Consider the following 18,976-nt stretch of genomic DNA (forward strand, 5'->3'; position numbering starts at 1 on the left):
GGGGAATGGGGCGGGGAGCCTCGGTGAAGCCCTGGACCGCCTCGGGGCCCGTGCCCGCGTCGCGGGTGCGCGCCGCGTGCTGGTCGGCGAGGGCGAGCCACGGGCGCCACGTGGCCGGCAGGGGCACGTCGCTCCACGCGGCCAGGCCGAGCGCGGCGAGGCAGGTGGGCAGCAGGGACTTCTTCAGCGCGGGGGGCAGGGTGAAACCCAGGGTGCGGCGGGTGGCCTTCCTCGTCCTCGGGCTCATGGCGACCTCGACTCCAGGCGGGGCGTCCGAGAAGGACGCTCCGGGCGGACACCTGTGGGCGTCCTCCCACCCGGGGCTATTGCGATGGCCGTGCCAGGGGCCTGCCCCGAGGGCATGAGACAGGGTGTGTCCCTGGGGCCGCACGCGAGGGGAAAACCGTGGCGGGGGCGTGGGTGTCGTGCGACGGTGCCCGCGATGAAAATCGCCACCTGGAACGTGAACTCGGTGAGGGCCCGTCAGGAGCGGCTGCTCGAGTGGCTGAAGAGCGCGCAGCCGGACATCCTCTGCCTTCAGGAGCTGAAGTGCACGGAGGACGACTTCCCGATGGAGGCCGTGCGCGACGCCGGCTACCACGCGGCGGTCCACGGGCAGAAGACCTACAACGGCGTGGCCATCCTCGCGAAGGAGGAGCCGCGCGACGTGGTGAAGGGGCTGTCGGACGGCGTGGATGACACGCACGCGCGCCTCATCGCCGCGACGGTGGCCGGCATCCGCGTGGTGAGCGCGTACGCGCCCAATGGCCAGACGGTGGACTCGCCCCAGTACGAGTACAAGCTCGAGTGGTACGGCCGCCTGCGGCGCTACCTGGACACGCGGCACAAGCCCGACGAGGCGCTGGTGCTCGGCGGCGACTGGAACGTGGCGCCCGAGGACATCGACACCTACGACCCGAAGCTGTGGGAGGGCCAGACGCTCTTCACGCTGAAGGAGCGGGATGCGCTCCAGCGGCTGCGCGCGTTCGGACTGACGGATGCGTACCGGAAGCTGTACCCGGACACGCAGCGCTTCTCGTGGTGGGACTACCGGATGCTCGGCTTCCCGAAGAACCTGGGGCTGCGCATCGACCACCTCTACGTGTCGGCGCCGCTGGTGCCCAGGCTGACGGGCTCGGACACGGACCGCGAGGCGCGCAAGGGCAAGCAGCCCTCGGACCATGCGCCGGTGTGGTTGGAACTGCGGGACTGAAGTGGGGAGGACAGGCGTGATTCAGCTGCGATGGCCGATGTTGTGCGTGGGGCTGGGGATGTTCCTCGTGGGCTGTGCGTCCGCGGGCAAGCCGCCCGAGGCCGCGGAGGCGCCCGAGCCCGTGCCCGCGCACCAGACCTTCACGCTGGAGTCCGCGAAGCTGAAGGAGGTCCGCCACATCGCCGTCTACACGCCTCCTGGCTACGACACGGCGAAGGACACGCGCTTCCCGGTGCTCTACATGCCCGACGGTGGGCTCAAGGAGGACTTCCCTCACGTCGCCTCCGCCGTGGACGCGGCCATTCGCGCGGGCGAGCTGCGGCCGCTGCTCGTGGTGGGCGTCGAGAACACGGTGCGGCGGCGCGACATGACGGGCCCCACCACGGTGGCCACCGACAAGGAGGCCGCGCCCATCTCGGGAGGCTCGGACGCGTTCCGGGCGTTCTTTCGCGACGAGCTGATGCCGGAGGTCCGCCAGCGCTATCGCGTGACGGAGGAGCGGGCCATCATTGGGGAATCGCTCGCGGGGCTGTTCATCGTGGAGACGTTCTTCCTGGAGCCGGAGCTGTTCGGCACGTACCTCGCGCTGAGCCCCAGCATCTGGTGGAACGCGGAGTCGCTGGTGCGTCAGGCGGGTGAGCGACTCACGGCGCGCTCGGACCTGAAGGCCGCGCTGTACGTGTCCTCCGCGAACGAGGTGGATGACATCGTCCCCGCCGTCGAGCGGCTGCGCGAGGTCCTCCGGGTGAGCGCGCCCGCGGGCTTGAAGTGGGAGGTCGAGCCTCGGCCGGACCTCCGCCACGACAACATCTACCGGTCCACCGCGCCGGCTCTGCTGCGCAAGTGGCTGCCTCCGGTGGCCGCCGAGACCGCGCGGTAGGGCCGTTGTCGCGGGGGACCGCCGAGAGCGCCCCGCCTTCACTCCCGGCCTGGATTAGAGTCGGCGCCCCATGCCCGTCATCCGACTCGATTGTACGAAGTGCGACCGGACGTTTGCGCCGGGCGCCGTGCTGAACCTGTGCACGTCCTGCAGTGCTCCCCTCTTCGCGCGCTACGACCTGGAGCGCGCGGCGAAGACGCTTCGGCCCGAGGCCCTGGCGACGCGGGAGCGCTCCATGTGGCGCTATCACGAGGTGATGCCCGTGGAGGACCCCGCGCAGCGGCTCAGCCTGGGCGAAGGCTACACGCCGCTGCTCCATGCGCCGCGCCTGTCGGAGTGGCTGGGGCTGAAGCGCGTCATGGTGAAGGACGAGGGCGGAAATCCCACCGGCTCGTTCAAGGCGCGCGGCCTGTCGGCGGCGGTGTCCATGGCGAAGGTGCTGGGGGCGAAGGCGGTGTGCCTGCCCTCCGCGGGCAACGCCGGGAGCGCGCTGGCGGCCTATGCGGCGCGGGGTGGCCTGGAGGCGCATGTCTTCGTGCCCAAGGACATCGCGAGCCTCTTCCTCATGGAGACCCGTGCCTACGGCGCGCACGTCGAGACGGTGGACGGCCTCATCACCGACGCGGGCAGGGTGTGCGCCAGCCTCGCGCGTGAGCATGGCTGGTACGAGTGCGCCACGCTGAAGGAGCCCTACCGCGTGGAGGGCAAGAAGACGATGGGCTACGAGCTGGCGGAGCAGCTGGATTGGACGCTGCCGGACGTCATCCTCTACCCGACGGGCGGAGGCACCGGACTCATCGGCATGTGGAAGGCGTTCGAGGAGATGGAGACCATGGGACTCATCGGCTCGAAGCGTCCCCGGATGGTCGCGGTGCAGGCGGAGGGCTGCGCGCCCATCGTCAAGGCGCATGCGGAAGGCCAGCCGGATGCGCCCATGTGGCCCGGGGCGACGACGCACGCGCACGGCCTTCGCGTGCCGAAGGCGCTGGGCGACTTCCTCATCCTCCGCGCCGTGAAGGCCAGCGGAGGGACGGCCATCTCCGTCACCGAGGAGGAAATCGTGCAGGGCACGAAGGAACTCGCGGCCTCCGAGGGACTCTTCGCGGCGCCCGAGGGCGGGGCCTGCGTGGCCGCGCTGCGCAAGCTCCAGTCCGCGGGCCAGGTGGCGCCGGACGAATCCGTGGTGGTCTTCAACACGGGCACGGGCTTCAAGTACGTGGAGAACATGACCCCGCTCTGGTGAGCGCGGCCACGAGCCCCGTCGACAGCGGCGTCGCCTCCTTCGTCGAGGTGCGCCGCGATTCCCAAGCGGGCTTCGCGGCAAGGTGCGGTGCGTCAAGGCCCGGCCGAGTCCCTCAAGGGGCAACGAGTCGCACCTGAATCGCGGTGCGGCGCCCAGGATGAGCGACGCGCTCGATGCGCCACTTGAACGGCGAGCACCCGTGCAGGAAGCGCCGCGGGTGGTCCAAGATGGGGAGTGCGCTCAATAGAAGCCACGCTCGACTCGTGACGCGCCACGGGTGCGCCTCGAACGGTGAGGAGTCTCCCTTGAATCATGTCCCGCGCCGCCCGCTGAGAGCCGCACCCCGCGATGTTTCCTCCAGCGCGAGCAGTCCCTCGCCCGGAGAGCCCGCCCTCCTGTGTGAGGGCACTGGCCGCGCGAAGGTGCGCCGGGCGCTTCGGGAGGACTCGGGGCGGCGGGTGCGCGTGTTCGTGGGCGGAGTGCTGGCCCTGTGCCTCACCCATTGCGCGACCTCACCCACAACCTCGCGCACGGCCCCACCGCCACAGGCCCCTGAAACGCCGACCGTGGCCTCGGATGGCCGCGTGCACGCCCGTCCCAGTGCGACGACCACAGAGCCAGGGCCGCTGGGACTGCATCCGCTGGGCCTCGGTGGCGCGCGTGACGGCCTGCTCTACGTGCCCCGCTCCTATCGCCCGGAGCAGCCCGCGGCGCTGATGCTGTTGCTGCACGGCGCGAAGGGAAACGCGGGACAGATGCTGGCGGCGACGTATGCGTTCGCGGACGCCGAAGGCCTCATCCTGTTGATACCGGAGTCGCGAGGCGTGACGTGGGACCACAAGTTGGCCACCCCGGGCGCGGACCTGGCGTTCCTCGACCGGGCCCTGGCCCACGTCTTCGCGCGCTATGCCGTGGCGAAGGAACGCCTCTCCGTCGCGGGCTTCTCGGATGGGGCGTCGTATGCGCTGGCGCTCGGCATCCTCAACGGAGACCTGTTCCCGCGCATCCTCGCCTTCTCACCCGGGTTCGTTCACGCGGCGGAGCCTCGGGGTGTGCCGCGCGTCTTCATCTCCCACGGGGACAAGGACGCGGTACTCCCCGTCGAGCAGGCGGGCCGGCGCATCGTCGCCGAGCTGGGCGCCGCGGGCTTCGACGTGCGCTACCACGAGTTCGCGGGCGGCCACTCTCTTCCCGCCGACGTGCTCCGTGTCGCCGCGCAATGGCTTCGCGAGACGACCGCGCCCGTGAGCGCGGAGTGACTCACGGGCGGGGCTTCCGTTCAGCTCACAGCCACTTCGGACGAACCCAGTCCAGGAGGCCATCCTTGGCGCGCTTGAAGGGCTCCGTCACGTTGTCCCAGACCTCCTTGCCCGCGTCCTTCACGCCGTCGACAATCTTGTCCTTGAGTTCTTTCAACTCCCCCGTGGCCTTGGAGAAGTCCCAGTTCGGGTCGCCCTTGCCCTCGCGCAGTTGCTTCACCGCGTCGTCGAGGTAGGCGGTGTGGTCCTTGCCGCCTTCGCCGACGAAGGGACGCTTGCCGTCGAAGTAGCCCTGTTTGACGGCGTCCTGGATGAGCTCGCCCTGCTGCTCGGGGTTGAGGTCTCCCCACTTCTTGCCGGACTTGATGCCCTCTTCCCAGTTGTAGCCCTGCCCCGCGCTCTGGGCGACCAGGGCCTTGGCCGCGTAGTCCGCGCCATGGTTCTGGTATTGCCAGACGTGGGTGGCCTCGTGGGTGAGGAGGTCCTTGGAGGGCGGGAAGTTGGACGAGCCGTCCTGCTTCGTCGGGTTGACGAGAATCTTGTTCCCCACCGTGAAGGCGGGCGTGTAGCGCGTGAGGTTGTCGAAGAGCGCGGCCGGGCCGTTGACCACGCTGACCTTGTCCAGGTCCACGCTGTCGCCGAAGACGCCCTTCAAGTCCTTCTTCTGCGCGTCCGTCAGCGCCTGACCCTCGACCTTGTCGGCCGCATCCTGGACCTTCTTGAGGATCTCCTTGCCGGGAATGGGCACGGAGGGAATGAAGTCATCCACGATGTTCCGGGTCACCGACTGCGCCACCGGCTTCGCCTGCGGCTTGGGCGCTACTTCTTCCTCGGGCCGGCGGTAGACAGGCTGTCGCTTCTCGATACGAACAGGGGCCATCGCGTGACTCCTCTTGGGGAGGGGGGCTGAGTCATTTGAATTGTCTGAAGTCGCCTCCGCTTTGTTTCCTCAAATTGTGAGATGTGTGAGTCCATGACGACGCCACCGCCCGAGCCCCTCCCTTTTCCGGAGAGCCTCTGCCATCGCTGCGCGGCGCCTCCGCGCTATGTCCAGACGCGGACATCCGTCTTCATCATGTGCCCGCTGTTGCCTGGGAAGTATCCGCCGCAGCCGGTGCGGGCTTGCGCGCTCTTCCGCCCCGCGGAATCCAATCCCAGTTGAAAGGGATGAGGGCAACGGAGGGAGCAGGCCCTTGTTGTCGCGGGCAGGTGGGCGAGGAGGGTGATTGCGAGTGCTTCTGGCCGTCCCCAACTGTGGCGCGCAGTCCAGTCACTGGGAGGAGGGACTTGATGGTCGCCAGGAAGAGCACGCGCGCCTCGACGCGCACCCGTACGATGACGCCCCGGAAGAAGCGGACCGTTTCCCGCACGAGCCGCGCCAAGCCGCGTCGTGTCAATGCGACGAGTCGGCGCCGCGTGGGGGCCCGAGTCACCACGGCCAGCAGCAGGTACACGCGGCCCGCGCTGAGGGAGCGCATCAAGAAGCGCCTCATGGCGGGCACCCGAGGCGGACGCGCGGGCCAGTGGAGCGCTCGCAAGGCGCAGCTCCTGGCGACGGAGTACGAGAAGGCCGGGGGCGGCTATCGCGGCCGGAAGACGGGCACCCAGAAGTCGATGGTGGCGTGGACCCGCGAGGCGTGGGGGACTCGGACCGGCGGCACACGTGCGCGTCGCGGGGCCACCACCGCTCGCTACCTGCCGAAGGAGGCGTGGGGCCGGCTCAGCGCGCGGCAGAAGCAGGCAACGGACCGCCGCAAGCGGATGGCATCGCGTCGCGGGCAACAGTACGTGGCGAACACGCCTGCCGCGCGTCGCGCTCGCAAGATGGCGTCACGGCGATGACGCCCAGGGGTCCCGCCGTGGGAGATGCACGGCGGGCTCCCGGTCTGGCAGCAGCGCCACGAGGCTCCCTGGTAACGCCACCCGAGGCGACGGGCGCGGTGCCACTTCGGGAGGAGGCGTGTTGGCCTCTCTCCACTTGTCCTCCGAGCGGCCGTGTTGTTCGCGGACGTGGAGCCTCAGGCCGCCTCGGGTGAGGAGGGCTGGAAGTTCGGCGCGACGATTCGGGCGAGCTGGGGCATCCGGCCGTGCTTGCACTCCACGAGGAACGCGTGGAGCGACTCCGCGGACAGTCCGTGCAGCATGAGGCGGAAGCCCGCGCGCAGCGTGGTCAGGGGCACCATGGGGTGGCGGTTGTTCACCAGCGCGACGAGTCCCGGGGCCTGGAGCAGCGTGGCCACGTAGATGGCGATGGTCTCGTCCAGTTGCAGCGAGTTGCTCGCGCGCCAGAAGTCCCGGTCGGTGAGGAACAGTTGGTAGACGGGGGTGAAGACCTCAATCGCTGACTGGAGGTCGAGGAAGTTCGTCCACCGGTCGGGCAGCTCCTCCAGGGGGAACTCGTCCGACACGCCGCTGAAGTCCAGCCGCGTGGGAGGGGTGAGCGTCTTGCCCTGGTCTCTGAGCGCGCGGTTCAGGCGGATGACGAAGTTGAAGAGGTTGAGGTCGTGGTTGAGGAAGATCTCATCCTTGACGTGCTCCAGGTTCGTCGGACGGATGGGGCTGGTGGGGACGTTCAGCTCCTTCGTGTTCCGGGCGATGAAGTCGAGAATCTCCGAGCCCACGTGGAAGTGACGCAGGATGAGGAAGTTCGCCTCGGGGCTGACCCAGACGCGCAGGCCCCAGGCGAGCAGCCGGTGCAGCCACTTCGACGAGGTGAAGCGGTTGGGGATGAAGATCTTCATCACCTGGAAGAGGACGATGTACATCCGGGCGAGTGGCCGGACGACGGGCAGCAGGAACTGTCGCGAGCGCGAGCGCTGGTCCACGAGCAGGGCCGCCTTGGTGCGCTCATGCATGGGCAGGCTGCGGTCCAGGAACAGCGCCACCCAGGGGTCCGGGTCCCTCGGGTCATGCGGTTGATTGTTCAGCAGCTCGATGGGGTCCATGGCTCACTGGGACAGCGGGACACGTTGGGCCCGCACAATAGACTGGCTGCATGTGTGGAGGGTCCACATCGCAAGACCCTCTGCTCCGGCCAGAGGTGGTTCTGGCTCCGGGACAAGGAGTAGCCCGCGCCGGAGCCCCTCCGTGCCTCAGACATTCCCCAACTCCTCCAGCTGAAGCAGGTACAGGCGCGCTGTCACCTTCGCGGTCTTCACGATGCGCGCGGCCAGCTCCGGAGTGAGGATGCCCGAGCCGAGCGCTCCGTCCAGCCTGTCCAGGTGCGTGGCGTCGTTGTCGCCGTGGTAGAGGAAGAAGCGCACCTGCTCGTCTTCCAGCGAGAGCTGCTCCCGGATGGCCATGCCCCAGCGCCGTGCCACGCGACTGCCCAGGCCCTCGATGATGAACATCGCGCCCAGCAGGTCGAACGGATTCTCCTGGCTGGCGCGATGGAACATCCACGCCGACAAGGCCTCACTGCCGATGTTCTTCGGCGCACGGGTGATGGCCTCGTGCGTGCCCCCCACCGACACGTAGTGCCGCTCCAGCATCTCGTAGTCCCGATGCTCATCCCGTGCATGGCGGATGAAGGACGAGCGCAGCGCCAGGTGCTCGGCGGTGATGCTCGACGCCGCGCGGGCAATCCAGCGCGAGCCCTCCACCACCTGCTGCCGCATGTTGATGAGCAGCTCGCGGTAGTCCTCCACCGTGAAGACGCCACGTGACAGCTTGTCGAGCACCGACACACGCTGGAGCTTCGCCTCGAAGTCCACCCAGACACGCGTCAGCTCGCGCACCAGCTTCTCTCGGACCGGGTCTCCGCCCTCCTTGGGGCTCAGGGGCAACGGCCCCAGCTCCTCGGTGGCTCCGTTCGCCGGTGTCTCGGGGCCCGACACGATGTTCTGCGTGTTGGCCGCCGGAGTTGTGACGCCCACGTCGGGGACGACGGCTCGGCCCGGAGCAACGACAGTGAGCATCGCATAGCAGGCGATGAAGCCGCCGCTCTCCGGGACCATGCAGAAGATGCGCTGACCCGGGCGCACGCGGCCCTCGTTCACCAGCTCCTCCAGCATGAGGAAAATGGACGCGCAGCCGGTGTTTCCGCGCGTGGAGAGGTTGGTGAACCACCGCTCCTCGGGGATGCGCACGCCGCCCCGCTCCAGCAGCTTGACGATGGGCTGCTTGAAGAAGTGCGAGGAGTAGTGGATGCAGAACCAGTCCACCTCGTCCGGCTTGAGCCGGCCCTGGTCCATCAACGCGAAGAACCCATCCACGCCCAGCCCTACCAGCGACTCCAGCCGGCGGATGTCCTGCTTGATGTTGAAGGCCCCCGACGCGGCGGCCTCGGCGAACGTGGGCGAGTCAATCCACCCCGGCCCGAAGCCTCCATCGGCACCTCGGTTCGCTCCCACGTACATGCCCAGCTCGTGCCGGTTCGCATGGGAACGGATGTCCATCCACTCCACCTTGAGGCTGGGCCGGGTGGGGTGCGGTCGGTCCTGCACCACCGCGGCGCCCGCGCCGTCGGAGAGCATCCAGCGCAGGAACTCCGCCTCGAACGGCACGGTGTCCTCACCCGTGACTTCCTCGTAGTGGCTGGCTTTCAGCAGCCGGCTCACCAACTCGCTGGCGCAGACGATGGCGCGTCGAGCCTCTCCGCTGGCGACCTGAAGGGTGGCCGCCCGCAGCGCCTGCATCCCACTGGAGCAGATGCCCTGAAGCGAGGCCACCTCGCACGCGGGCCCGCCCAGCGCGCGGTGCACCTGGCTGGCGAAGCCGGGAAGCACCAGGTCTGCCTGCGTGGTCGCGGTGACCAGCAGGTCCATCTCGTTCAATGAAATGGGCGAGCGCGACAGCGCATCATGGATGGCGTGGACCGCCAGGTCCCAGTTCCTGAATAGGCTGCGCTGCTCACGGTCGATGGCGTAGTGGCGCTGGGTGATGCCGTTCTGCGACAGGACGCGGGCGCGGGCGCGGGAGGGACGTCCTCGAACCTTGCCGAGATAGTCCTCCATCTGCTCGTTGGAGATGGGCTCGCCCGGCAGGAACTTCCCGAGACTCGTGATGAAGGCGTCGTGGGGCATGGCCGGAACATATGTCGTCATGCCACGGGAGTCCCTGAGGCTCCTCCTGTGCCGGGAAGGTGGCGCTTCAGGTCAGCCGGGACTTGAGCCGCGCCGCATATCGACGGCTCATGGAGAGCGGCGCCCCCGCGCCCCGGACGTGGACGCGAAAGCCCTCGTCGCCTTCGCTCTCCACGCGCTCCACGCAGCCCAGGTTGATGATGGTGCCCCGGTGGATGCGGACGAAGTGCTTCTCCGGCAGCCGCGCTTCCCACTCCGAGAGCGGGCGGGGGAGCAGATGGCGCTGGCCGTCACGCGTCACCAGCTCCGAGTAGTCCCCGGCGCTGCACACGGCCGAGAGGTCCGAGACTTGAATGAAGCGCACCCGGCGCTCCCCGGACAGAAAGAGGTGGTCATCGAGCGCCAGCGGCCGAGGCGCTTCCTCTGGTGTCGCGGGCATCACGCGTTGGAGCACCCGGTCCACCGTGGCACGCAGGCGCTGCGGGTGGACGGGCTTGAGCAGGTAGTCCAGGGCGTTGACCTCGAAGGCTCGCAGCGCGTGCGCGTCGTAGGCGGTGACGAAGACGACCTGGGCACGGACCTCCACGCGCGACAGCAGGTCGAAGCCCGAGGCTCCCGGCATCTGCACGTCGAGGAAGAGCACGTCGGGGTCCAGCTCCGCGATGCGCTGCGCGGCCTCGTCCGCGTCCGCCGCTTCGCCCACCACCTCCAGCTCCGGGTGGGGCTTGAGCAGCTTGCGCAGTTCGTTGCGCGCCAGTCGCTCGTCATCCACCAGCAGCACTCCGAGCTTCGCGCTCACGCCGCCTCCCGCCGTGCCAGCTCCACATGAAGGGAGGCCCTCACCCAGCCGCCATCCGCGCCCACGGTGAAGCGATGCCGGCCCGGGTACGCGTGCTCCAGTCGCTCGCGGACATTGGCAAGGCCTGTGCCGGTGCCGGTGCTCTCGGGCCGAGACGTCGGCTCGCGCCATGAGCCGGTGTTGGCCACCTCGACCTCCAGCGTGTCGCCCTGTCGCGACGCTCGAATGCGCAGCTCCAGCGGTCCCTTCTGACTGTCGAGTCCGTGCTTCACCGCGTTCTCCACCAGGGGGTGAATCAGGAAGCCCGGCAGCCGTGCCTCTTCCGCGCCGGGCCCCACTTCGAATGTGACGCGCAGCCGTTCCTCGAAGCGGATGCGCTGAATCTCCAGGTAGCTGCGAATCGCGCGCAGCTCCTCTCCGAGCGGCACCTCCCGCTCTCGCGTCTCCAACAGTGAGTAGCGGAAGAAGTCGGCCAGCTCCGTGATCATCTGCCTCGCGCGTCCGGGCTCCTCGTCCACGAGCGCGCGGATGGAGTTGAGCGCGTTGAAGAGGAAGTGGGGGTTCACCTGATAGCGAAGCATCTGCCAGCGTGCCTCGGTGGCGAGCGACAGGGCTCGCAGCGCGCGCTCCCGCTCCGCCTCCAGGTCGAGCCGGTAGGCATTGCCCAGGAACAGCGCGCTCCACGCCAGGAGGACGATGGTGCAGTTGAGCGCATCGTGAGTGAAGGCCGGATGGAACACGGGGACCAGCCCGAAGCTCCAGCGCAACAGCCCCAGCCACACCACGGCCAGCAGCGAAGAGAGCGTCAGGCCCACCGTGCCCAGCACCCAGGCCGGTGCGCGCCGCGCCCACAGCCGTGAGAGCACCCGCGCCATCGTCAGACTGATGCCCAACCCCAGCAGGGAGCGCACCAGCTTCAGTCCGATGACGAAGAGGTGCTCCTTCGTGCCGCCATGCTCCAGGTTGGGGATGGACAGGACATAGCCGGCGAGCGCGTACGCCCCCCAGCCCCAGAGCTGGACCTTCCAGAACCGAGCACCAAGCCGCATGCTCGGGGTTCTAGCGCTTCTGGATGTGAACCACCTTGTTGATGATCTTCCAGGCGCCGTCGGTCTTGATGACGGTGAGGTAGTCCGTCATGAACGCGTCGGGGTGGTCGAGCTCGACCTTGGCGACGCCCACGTCACCGGTGACGTCCAGGCTGACCAATCGGCGCTTGCGCTTCGCTTCGTCCGCGGCGGGCTTCCCATTCACGCCCGCGAGGTACTCGGCGGTGGTCTTCCTCACGAGCGCTCCATCCCGGTTGAGGAACATCTTCATCTCGTCGTGCATGGCCTCCCGGAAGGGGGCCACCTGTCCGGTGGCGTGGCCTTTCAGATAGAGCTCCACGGCGCGTCGCGCGCCAGCCTCGTCTTCCGAAGGGGCGGGCGTGCCGAGCGCGCTGCCCGAAGTGAGTACCGCTCCCACGATGACCGAGCCCACGGCGACCGCGTTCCTGAGGTGCTGCTTCATGGGTGTCTCCTGTTTGCGTCGAGGTGTCGGCGACAGGGGTAACGGAGACTCGCCTGTCCGCACAGCGCGCTTCTTCCAACGGCGTCAGACACCGCCGGACGGTGCTCGCAGGCGACGAGCGGCGCGCCAGGAGCCGCCGGGTCCCACGGAAAGCGCACCGAGAAATCCCGATTTATGTCTCCTACCTGCCAGACGGGCGGGCAGCGCGGAGAGGTACGCCTGCTTCTCGGGGCCCTGGAGGTGGAGGTGTTTCGCATAGAGTGCTGCCGCCCGAGCAGGTCGCCCCGGTCGCGACGGTTCGGGATGGTGGCGCATCGGAACATGAGGACGGGAGACGCATGGACTGCGACTGGCTCATCATCGGCTCGGGCTTCGGCGGCAGTGTCAGCGCGCTGCGGTTGACCGAGAAGGGCTACCGCGTGGTGATGCTGGAGAAGGGCCAGCGTCTGCTCGCCGCCGACTTCCCGAAGACGAACTGGGACCTGAAGCGCTGGTTGTGGATGCCACAGCTCGGCTGGCGCGGCCTGTTCAAGATGACGTTCTTCCGCCACGTCACCGTGCTGTCCGGCGTGGGGGTGGGCGGAGGCTCGCTCGTCTACGCGAACACGCTGCCCGTTCCGAAGGATGACTTCTTCGAGGCCACCTCGTGGGGGCACCTCGCGAACTGGAAGGAAGAGCTGTCCGGGCACTACCGCACCGCGCGACGGATGCTTGGCGCCACGCTCAATCCGCTCACCACGGTGCCGGACCGGGTGCTCGAGGAGGTGGGCAAGGACATCGGCCGTCAGGGCTTCGAGCCCGCCACCGTGGCGGTCTACTTCGGCGAGCCGGGCGTCACCGTGAAGGACCCCTACTTCGGAGGCGAGGGCCCGGAGCGAACCGGCTGCATCGCCTGCGGCGGCTGCATGCTTGGCTGTCGCCACGGCGCGAAGAACACGCTGGACCGGAACTACCTCCACCTCGCGGAGAAGCGCGGCCTCACGCTGCACGCTGATACCGAGGCGACGTGGGTGCGCCCGCTGCCGGAGGGAGGTTACGAAGTGGAGGCGCGCCAGGGCACCGGCCTGTTCTCCCGGAAGACGCTGCGATTCACCGCGCGCAACGTCGTCTTCGCTGGGGGCGTGCTGGGCACCGTGGACCTGCTGCTGCGCTTGAAGGAGCGTCCGGACGGACTGCCCCGGCTGTCGGAGCGACTGGGTGACAGCGTGCGCACCAACTCCGAGGCGCTGGTGGGCATCGTGAGTGGGCACAAGGACCAGGACCTCTCGAAGGGCATCGCCATCGGCTCCATCCTGCACACCGACGAGCGCTCGCACCTGGAGCCGGTGCGCTACTCGGCGGGCTCGGGATTCTTCCGCCTGCTGATGGCGCCGCAGGTGCGCGGGACGACGATGCTCACGCGGGTGGCGCGGCTCTTCGCGCTGCTCGCGCGGCATCCATTGCGCTTCCTCAAGGCCTGGTTTGTTCCGGACTTCGCGCGGCGGACGATGATTCTCCTCTACATGCGCACGCTGGAAGGGCACCTGCGCATGCGGCGCGCGAGAGGGCTGACCACCGGCCTGCGCAGGGGCCTCACCACGGGCCTCCAGTCCGGCCCCGCGCCGACCTCCAACATGCCGGAGGCGTTCGACCTGGCGAAGCGCGTGTCCGACAAGCTCGACGGGTATCCCATGACGATGGTGAGCGAGACGGTGCTGGGCATCCCCACCACCGCGCACATCCTGGGTGGCTGCTGCATGGGAGACTCGGCGGAGACGGGCGTGATCGACCATCGCCACCGCGTCTTCGGCTACGAGGGCCTGTACGTGGTGGATGGCTCGGCCATCTCCGCCAATCCGGGCGTCAATCCCTCGCTCACAATCACCGCGCTCGCCGAGCGCGCGATGACGTTCATCCCAGCCGCGCACGCAGGCGACGAAGTGAAGAGGACCGTGTCGCCGGGTGTGTCGGAGACGGCGCCGCAGCTCACGCGCTGAGTTTGGGTTCAATCCCGGCAGTGCATTCGGACGACAGTGCCGTCGGTGGAGTGACGGCACCGGCCTTCGTAACTGAGGCGCTGAAGACGGCTACACGCGGGCGACAGCGCAGCAGAGAGTGACGGCGCCGACCTTCAGCAACTGGTGTGCTGAAGGTTGCATCAATCCCGGCAGTGCATGCGGACGACAGCGCCGTCGATGGAGTGACGGCGCCGACCTCCCGCAACTGATGCGCTGACGACGGCTACAGGCGGACCTGGAGCTCGTAGCGGCGGTTCTTCGCCTTCTTCGCCTCGGTGTTGTCCGGCTTCACCAGGGGGCGATCGGCGCCCAGCCCCACGGCGGTGATTTCGCTCCGGGAGATGCCTCGGGCGACCAACTCCTTGACGATGGCCTCCGCGCGCTGCTCGCTGAGTTGCTTGTTCTTCGCGGCGTCACCCGTCGAATCGGTATGGCCAGAGACCTCGAACTTGTAGGTCTTCACTCCCGCGGCGGTGAGCTGCTTCTTGGCGTCGACGAGGGCGTTGGCGAGCTTCTTGAGCTTCGCGTCGCAGCCAGGGGCCAGCTCCGCGGTGCCCGTCTTGAAGCTGCACTGGTTCTTCTTCGCCTCGTCCGTCAGCTTGGTGTTGACCTTCTTCTCGACGGTGGACTTGCCCGCGTCGCCCGCGGCCTTCTTGATGGAATCGAAGGGGCTCTGCGCGGCGGCCACGCTCGGGACGGCCAGCAGCGACACGGCGATGCACAACGCCTTGAGCTTCATACGTGGGACTCCTTGGGTTCCAATGGGGAAGGGAACCGGGGACGCAGGCTGCCCAGGGAGTCCTCTCCCGTCCAGCACCACGATGCCTCCCGACCGGTGGAGCCGCCGCCCGCCTGCCGGGGTGGGAGGGAGTACCCTCGGGCTGGAGGTCCCGGGAAAACTTGCCTCGGCGTGTGGGCGGAGCAGCATGGACACCCGGAGTCCTTCCACGCAGCGACAGTGAGGCATCCGTGGGCAGCGGCAGTCGGACGGAGCGGTGGCGGCAGTTCCTCTCGGGGCACCGGGTGGGCTCGGACGTGAAGCCGGTGGAGGCGTTGGTGGAGAAGGCGCCCACCAGCTACGAGCATCTCCCGTTGGACGAGCGCACGCCGTACGACGTGGACTACGACCGCATCGTCTTCTCCAGCGAGTTTCGTTGCCTGCATGACAAGACGCAGGTCTTCCCCCTCTCGTCGAGCGACTACACGCGCACGCGACTGACCCACAGCATCGAGGCGTCCTGCGTGGGGCGCTCGCTGGGCCAGCTCGCGGGCCGCGGCCTGAAGATGCAGGACGTGAAGGTGGAGCCCTCGCACCTGGGCACCATCGTCGCGGCGGCGTGCCTGGCGCACGACATCGGCAATCCGCCCTTCGGCCACTCCGGAGAGGCGGCCATCCAGCACTGGGTGGAGCAGCGACTCACGGCCCCGGGCAGCGCGCCTTCAAACCGCCCGAGTCCCTTCGGTTCTCCGGAGGAGTGGAAGGACCTGGAGAGCTTCGAGGGCAACGCGCAGGGCTTTCGAATCCTCAACCGGCTCCAGTCGCGCGAGCGGCGGGGCGGGTTGCGCTACACGGCGGCGACGCTCGGCGCGATGAGCAAGTACCCGCGCCCGTCCGTCCTCCCAGGCGGCCGCGAGCCGGTGAAGGGGCGCGTGTCGGAGAAGAAGTTCGGTTACTTCCAGGACGACCGTGTGCTGGCGCTGGAGGCCTATCGCGCCGCGGGCCTGCGAGAGCGCGAGGAGGGAGTCTTCTCCCGGCACCCGTTGGCCTTCCTCGTCGAGGCGGCGGACGACATCTGCTACGCGGTCATCGACCTGGAGGACTCCGCGAAGCTCGGCCTGATTCCGACAAAGGACGCCTGCGAGCTGCTGGACAAGGTGCTGCCGTCGCCGGTGAAGGGCGAGGTCCGGCCGCCTCCGGCGCACCCGGAGACGCGGATGGCGCAGGCGCGGGCTCGGGCGATTGGCGTGCTCATCCAGGCGTGTGTGCGCGTGTTCCTGGAGCACGTGGAGGCGATGGAGGCGGGGGAGTGGGAGACGCCACTGGTCTCCGCGCGGGACGAGGTCCGCGTGCCGCTGAAGGTCATCAAGGAGCTGACGCGGCGCCAGGGCTACGAGAGCGAGCGCGTGCTGCAAATCGAGAGCGCGGGCTTCAAGACACTGGGTGGCCTGCTCGACATGTTCGCGGGGGCGGTGGTGACGGACACGCCCAATCGCGAGGAGAAGAAGCTGCGACAGCTTCTCCCCTTGGAGCTGTTTCAGCGGCCAGACAATCCGCTGAAGAGCGAGGACATCGGTGAGGCGCTCGCGAGGTTGTCCATGTACCAGCGGCTCCTGTGCGTTACGGACTACATCTCCGGGATGACGGACGGCTTCGCGGTGGAGCTGTACCAGCGGTTGTCCGGCATCAAGCTGCCGACCTAGCGGCGCCCTCGCCGTGCCTCAGGCGTGCAAGTCCTCCGAGCGTGCCCCCGCGCGGCGCTCACGTCCGCGCTGCTCCAACTGGGAGAGCGAGTTGTCGATGGCCAGGATGTTGCCCGACGGGTCCTTGAACCACGCGGACTTGATGTCCCCCATGGTGGCGATTCCATTGCGCGTCTGGATGCCCATCTCCGGAATGTCGTAGTCCTCGAGCTTCACGCCGGCGCTCCGCAGGCTGTCCACCGTCGCCTCCACGTCCTCCACGGCGAACGAGCACGCGGTCGCGGTGGAGCCGGAGGGCGTCGAGCGCTCATAGAGCAACAGGTAGGAATCCCCGCTCGAGCGGAACATGGCCGCGCCTTCCTCCCCCAACTCCGATACTTCTTCCAACCCCAGCACCTCGCTGTAGAACCGCCGGGCCGTCTTCAGGTCCGTCACCGCCAGGGTGGGCACCGCCTTCGTTCGTCCAAGTCCCATGGGCCTCGAGCCTCCTTCCGGGACAGGTGGGCACCAGGCGCGAGGCTCGCAAGCGATACCCCCGCCCGAGCCCCGGCTCTCCGAGGTGGCGAGGGAGGTGCGTCTCCCGGGTACCCCTGGCGCGACGTCGACGTAGGTCTCTCCTGGGGGCTCCGCTACACTCGGCGGCATCGTGACACCGCTGGAAGAAGAGACGCCGTCCTCCTCATGGCGGCGATGGCTGAGCCAGGTCGCGGTGTGGACCGTGCCCGGGACGCTCTCCGCGCTGGAGACGTACTTCTTCAGCCTGTCGAGCCCCAAGCCGCTGGAGCCTTGGCGCGCCTTCGTGTCACAGCTGCCAGCCTGGTACGTGTGGGTGCCCGCCACGCCCATCGTCTTCCACCTCGCGCGCAGGTGGCGGCTGGGGCGGCCCTTTCGTGCGCGCGCCTGGGCGAGCCACCTGTTGGCCTGCCTGAGCGTGGGGTGTCTCTTCGCGCTCGTGTACACCGTCTTTCAGCGCGCTTTCGTGCCAGCGATGGGCGCGGGTGGGCCTTCCTTCGCGATGATGCTGCTGCGCTACTCGCTGGGCTGGCTGCCGATGATGGCGATGACCTACGCGGCGGTGGTCGGTGTGGCGCAGTCGCTTGCCTCCCAGCAGAGGGCTCGGGAGAAGGAGCGTCAGGCCGCGGCGCTGGCCATCGAGCTCTCCGAAGCCCGGCTCCAGGCCCTCCAGGTCCAGCTCCATCCGCACTTCCTGTTCAACACCCTCAACGCCATCGTCGTGCTGGTGCGCGCGCAGGAGACGGACACGGCTGCGAGGATGCTCGTGCTGCTCGGTGACATCCTGCGCGGGTTGTTGAAGCAGGGCGCCACGCAAGAGGTCTCGCTGCGAGAAGAGGTGGCGGTGCTGTCGCGCTATCTGGAAATCCAGCAGCTTCGCTTCCAGGACCGCTTGCGCGTCGACTGGGACGTGGACGATGCGCTCCTGGACGCGCGGGTGCCGCACCTGGTGCTCCAGCCGCTGGTGGAGAACGCCATCCGCCACGGGGTCTCCGCGCGTACGGCGGCGGGCGTGCTGCGCATCCGTGCGCGTCGCCAGGGAGACGCGTTGTCGCTCGAGGTGGAGGACGACGGGCCGGGGCTCCCGGCTGGCTTCGACCTGGAGCGCAGCCCGGGAATCGGCCTGTCCAACACGCGGGCACGCTTGTCGCAGCTCTATGGCGACGCGGGGCGTGTCGTCGTGGCTCCACCGAGGGAGGGCGTGGGCACGGTGGCCACTGTCACGCTGCCCTTCCACGCCGTCGTCACGGTGTCCGAGGCGGGAGCCGCGCGTGGCTGAGCTGAGCGTCCTGCTGGTGGACGATGAGCCGCTGGCCCGACGGGGACTGCGGCAGGCGCTGAGCCGACACGCGGACGTGACGGTGTGTGGCGAGTGTCGTGACGGACGCGAGGCGGTGGCCGCCATCCACTCGCTGCGGCCTCACCTGGTGTTGCTCGACGTGCAGATGCCGGAGCTGGATGGCTTCGGCGTCATCCGGGAAGTGGGCGCGGCGCGGATGCCCGCGGTCGTCTTCGTCACCGCATACGACACCTTCGCCGTCCGCGCGTTCGACATGCACGCGGTGGACTACCTGGTGAAGCCCTTCGCGGACGAGCGCTTCGACGAGGCGCTGCAGCGGGCCCGGCAGCGGCTGCGGCAGGGCAAAGCGGTGGAGCTGGGGCGGAAGCTCGCGGCCCTGCTGGCGGACGCGGCGGGCCCCGTTGTGCCCGCGCAAGGGGCAGGGGCCATCGAGCCACCCCCTTCGGAGCCCGCGCGTCCGGGCGAGCCCATGGATCGGTTGCTGGTGAAGGTGGGCACGCGCTCGGTGCTGGTGCCGGTGGCGGACATCGACTGGATTGGGGCTGACGACTACTGCGTCACGTTGCACGTCGGGGACCGGGAGCATGTGCTGCGAGAGAGCCTCGCGGCCCTGGAGTCCCGTCTGGATGCGGAGCGCTTCGTGCGCATCCACCGCTCGGTCATCGTCAACGTGGAGCGCATCCGTGAGCTGCACCACGACTCGCCCACGGAGACGGTGGTGGTGCTGAGCACTGGCCAGAGGCTGCGGGTGAGCCGCACTCGCAAGGACGTGCTGGAGCGCAGGCTCGGCCGGGCCCGCTGAGCGGACCCTTCAC

The 18,976-nt window shown here is 68.7% G+C and carries 18 protein-coding genes and 1 pseudogene; 10 read left to right on the top strand and 9 right to left on the bottom strand.

Features of this window, described 5'->3' with window-relative positions; all coding sequences use genetic code 11:
- Positions 1-247 (bottom strand): annotated as a pseudogene (locus FJV41_RS28370) (tetratricopeptide repeat protein); the annotation flags it as partial.
- A gap of 195 nt (positions 248-442) precedes the next feature.
- Here FJV41_RS28370 and xth point away from each other — a divergent pair.
- The 4 genes from xth (at position 443) to FJV41_RS28390 (ending at position 4,595) form a co-directional block, all read left to right on the top strand.
- Positions 443-1,213: an exodeoxyribonuclease III gene (xth, locus tag FJV41_RS28375; RefSeq protein WP_141645701.1), complete on the top strand. Its 771-nt coding sequence runs from the start codon at positions 443-445 to the stop codon at positions 1,211-1,213.
- 37 nt (positions 1,214-1,250) lie between these two features.
- Positions 1,251-2,093, top strand: a complete 843-nt coding sequence (locus FJV41_RS28380; RefSeq protein ID WP_141645726.1) for an alpha/beta hydrolase — start codon at positions 1,251-1,253, stop codon at positions 2,091-2,093.
- 70 nt (positions 2,094-2,163) lie between these two features.
- Positions 2,164-3,336, top strand: a complete 1,173-nt coding sequence (locus tag FJV41_RS28385; protein WP_141645702.1) for a threonine synthase — start codon at positions 2,164-2,166, stop codon at positions 3,334-3,336.
- 584 nt (positions 3,337-3,920) lie between these two features.
- Positions 3,921-4,595, top strand: a complete 675-nt coding sequence (locus tag FJV41_RS28390) for an alpha/beta hydrolase (RefSeq protein ID WP_220137896.1) — start codon at positions 3,921-3,923, stop codon at positions 4,593-4,595.
- Between the two features lie 25 nt (positions 4,596-4,620).
- On the opposite strand, the gene FJV41_RS28395 is transcribed toward FJV41_RS28390, so the two are convergent.
- Complete coding sequence (locus tag FJV41_RS28395; protein WP_141645703.1) at positions 4,621-5,475, bottom strand: eCIS core domain-containing protein; 855 nt, start codon at positions 5,473-5,475, stop codon at positions 4,621-4,623.
- A gap of 93 nt (positions 5,476-5,568) precedes the next feature.
- On the opposite strand from FJV41_RS28395, the gene FJV41_RS54855 reads away from it, so the two are divergent.
- A complete protein-coding gene (locus tag FJV41_RS54855) occupies positions 5,569-5,757 on the top strand; it encodes a hypothetical protein (protein WP_141645704.1) in 189 nt (62 codons plus the stop codon).
- Between the two features lie 128 nt (positions 5,758-5,885).
- Entirely contained in the window at positions 5,886-6,437 is a 552-nt protein-coding gene (locus FJV41_RS28405) for a hypothetical protein (protein WP_141645705.1), read from the top strand.
- 176 nt (positions 6,438-6,613) lie between these two features.
- On the opposite strand, the gene FJV41_RS28410 is transcribed toward FJV41_RS28405, so the two are convergent.
- From FJV41_RS28410 to FJV41_RS28430, 5 genes are all read right to left on the bottom strand, one after another.
- Entirely contained in the window at positions 6,614-7,540 is a 927-nt protein-coding gene (locus FJV41_RS28410) for a DUF6999 family protein (protein ID WP_141645706.1), read from the bottom strand.
- A gap of 147 nt (positions 7,541-7,687) precedes the next feature.
- The gene (locus FJV41_RS28415; RefSeq protein WP_246137465.1) at positions 7,688-9,640 is read right to left on the bottom strand and encodes a 3-oxoacyl-[acyl-carrier-protein] synthase III C-terminal domain-containing protein; all 1,953 of its coding nucleotides are present in this window, start codon (positions 9,638-9,640) and stop codon (positions 7,688-7,690) included.
- Between the two features lie 46 nt (positions 9,641-9,686).
- Positions 9,687-10,418 carry a LytR/AlgR family response regulator transcription factor gene (locus FJV41_RS28420; protein WP_174475536.1) on the bottom strand — a complete coding sequence of 244 codons (732 nt, stop codon included), beginning with the start codon at positions 10,416-10,418 and terminating at the stop codon, positions 9,687-9,689.
- On the bottom strand, positions 10,415-11,467 hold the full coding sequence (locus FJV41_RS53185) for a sensor histidine kinase (protein WP_141645708.1): 1,053 nt from the start codon (positions 11,465-11,467) through the stop codon (positions 10,415-10,417). The genes FJV41_RS28420 and FJV41_RS53185 overlap by 4 nt, the downstream gene beginning before the upstream one ends.
- A 10-nt stretch (positions 11,468-11,477) precedes the next feature.
- On the bottom strand, positions 11,478-11,930 hold the full coding sequence (locus FJV41_RS28430) for a nuclear transport factor 2 family protein (RefSeq protein ID WP_141645709.1): 453 nt from the start codon (positions 11,928-11,930) through the stop codon (positions 11,478-11,480).
- Between the two features lie 338 nt (positions 11,931-12,268).
- Here FJV41_RS28430 and FJV41_RS28435 point away from each other — a divergent pair, with 338 nt between their 5' ends.
- Positions 12,269-13,906 carry a GMC family oxidoreductase gene (locus tag FJV41_RS28435; protein WP_141645710.1) on the top strand — a complete coding sequence of 546 codons (1,638 nt, stop codon included), beginning with the start codon at positions 12,269-12,271 and terminating at the stop codon, positions 13,904-13,906.
- Between the two features lie 244 nt (positions 13,907-14,150).
- On the opposite strand, the gene FJV41_RS28440 is transcribed toward FJV41_RS28435, so the two are convergent.
- Positions 14,151-14,666, bottom strand: coding sequence for an OmpA family protein (locus FJV41_RS28440; protein WP_141645711.1), 516 nt, complete (start codon positions 14,664-14,666; stop codon positions 14,151-14,153).
- 230 nt (positions 14,667-14,896) lie between these two features.
- Between FJV41_RS28440 and dgt the strand changes: the two genes are divergently transcribed.
- On the top strand, positions 14,897-16,348 hold the full coding sequence (gene dgt / locus FJV41_RS28445; RefSeq protein ID WP_246137466.1) for a dGTP triphosphohydrolase: 1,452 nt from the start codon (positions 14,897-14,899) through the stop codon (positions 16,346-16,348).
- A gap of 18 nt (positions 16,349-16,366) precedes the next feature.
- Here the strand turns inward: dgt and FJV41_RS52520 are convergent, their stop codons facing one another.
- A complete protein-coding gene (locus FJV41_RS52520) occupies positions 16,367-16,822 on the bottom strand; it encodes a VOC family protein (RefSeq protein WP_181790994.1) in 456 nt (151 codons plus the stop codon).
- 172 nt (positions 16,823-16,994) lie between these two features.
- On the opposite strand from FJV41_RS52520, the gene FJV41_RS28455 reads away from it, so the two are divergent.
- Positions 16,995-18,140 (top strand): sensor histidine kinase, encoded by a 1,146-nt coding sequence (locus tag FJV41_RS28455; protein ID WP_181790996.1) that lies wholly within the window; start codon positions 16,995-16,997, stop codon positions 18,138-18,140.
- Positions 18,133-18,963: a LytR/AlgR family response regulator transcription factor gene (locus FJV41_RS28460; RefSeq protein WP_141645714.1), complete on the top strand. Its 831-nt coding sequence runs from the start codon at positions 18,133-18,135 to the stop codon at positions 18,961-18,963. Before FJV41_RS28455 ends, FJV41_RS28460 begins: the two co-directional genes overlap by 8 nt.
- The last annotated feature ends 13 nt before the right edge of the window (positions 18,964-18,976 follow it).

Source organism: Myxococcus llanfairpwllgwyngyllgogerychwyrndrobwllllantysiliogogogochensis (assembly GCF_006636215.1).
GTDB lineage: Bacteria > Myxococcota > Myxococcia > Myxococcales > Myxococcaceae > Myxococcus > Myxococcus llanfairpwllgwyngyllgogerychwyrndrobwllllantysiliogogogochensis.

Coding starts and splice junctions, on each gene's coding strand:
- xth (WP_141645701.1), top strand. CDS start 443: ATGAAAATCGCCACCTGGAACGTGAACTCGGTGAGGGCCCGTCAGGAG.
- FJV41_RS28380 (WP_141645726.1), top strand. CDS start 1,251: ATGTTGTGCGTGGGGCTGGGGATGTTCCTCGTGGGCTGTGCGTCCGCG.
- FJV41_RS28385 (WP_141645702.1), top strand. CDS start 2,164: ATGCCCGTCATCCGACTCGATTGTACGAAGTGCGACCGGACGTTTGCG.
- FJV41_RS28395 (WP_141645703.1), bottom strand. CDS start 5,475: ATGGCCCCTGTTCGTATCGAGAAGCGACAGCCTGTCTACCGCCGGCCC.
- FJV41_RS54855 (WP_141645704.1), top strand. CDS start 5,569: ATGACGACGCCACCGCCCGAGCCCCTCCCTTTTCCGGAGAGCCTCTGC.
- FJV41_RS28405 (WP_141645705.1), top strand. CDS start 5,886: ATGGTCGCCAGGAAGAGCACGCGCGCCTCGACGCGCACCCGTACGATG.
- FJV41_RS28410 (WP_141645706.1), bottom strand. CDS start 7,540: ATGGACCCCATCGAGCTGCTGAACAATCAACCGCATGACCCGAGGGAC.
- FJV41_RS28415 (WP_246137465.1), bottom strand. CDS start 9,640: ATGACGACATATGTTCCGGCCATGCCCCACGACGCCTTCATCACGAGT.
- FJV41_RS53185 (WP_141645708.1), bottom strand. CDS start 11,467: ATGCGGCTTGGTGCTCGGTTCTGGAAGGTCCAGCTCTGGGGCTGGGGG.
- FJV41_RS28430 (WP_141645709.1), bottom strand. CDS start 11,930: ATGAAGCAGCACCTCAGGAACGCGGTCGCCGTGGGCTCGGTCATCGTG.
- FJV41_RS28435 (WP_141645710.1), top strand. CDS start 12,269: ATGGACTGCGACTGGCTCATCATCGGCTCGGGCTTCGGCGGCAGTGTC.
- FJV41_RS28440 (WP_141645711.1), bottom strand. CDS start 14,666: ATGAAGCTCAAGGCGTTGTGCATCGCCGTGTCGCTGCTGGCCGTCCCG.
- FJV41_RS52520 (WP_181790994.1), bottom strand. CDS start 16,822: ATGGGACTTGGACGAACGAAGGCGGTGCCCACCCTGGCGGTGACGGAC.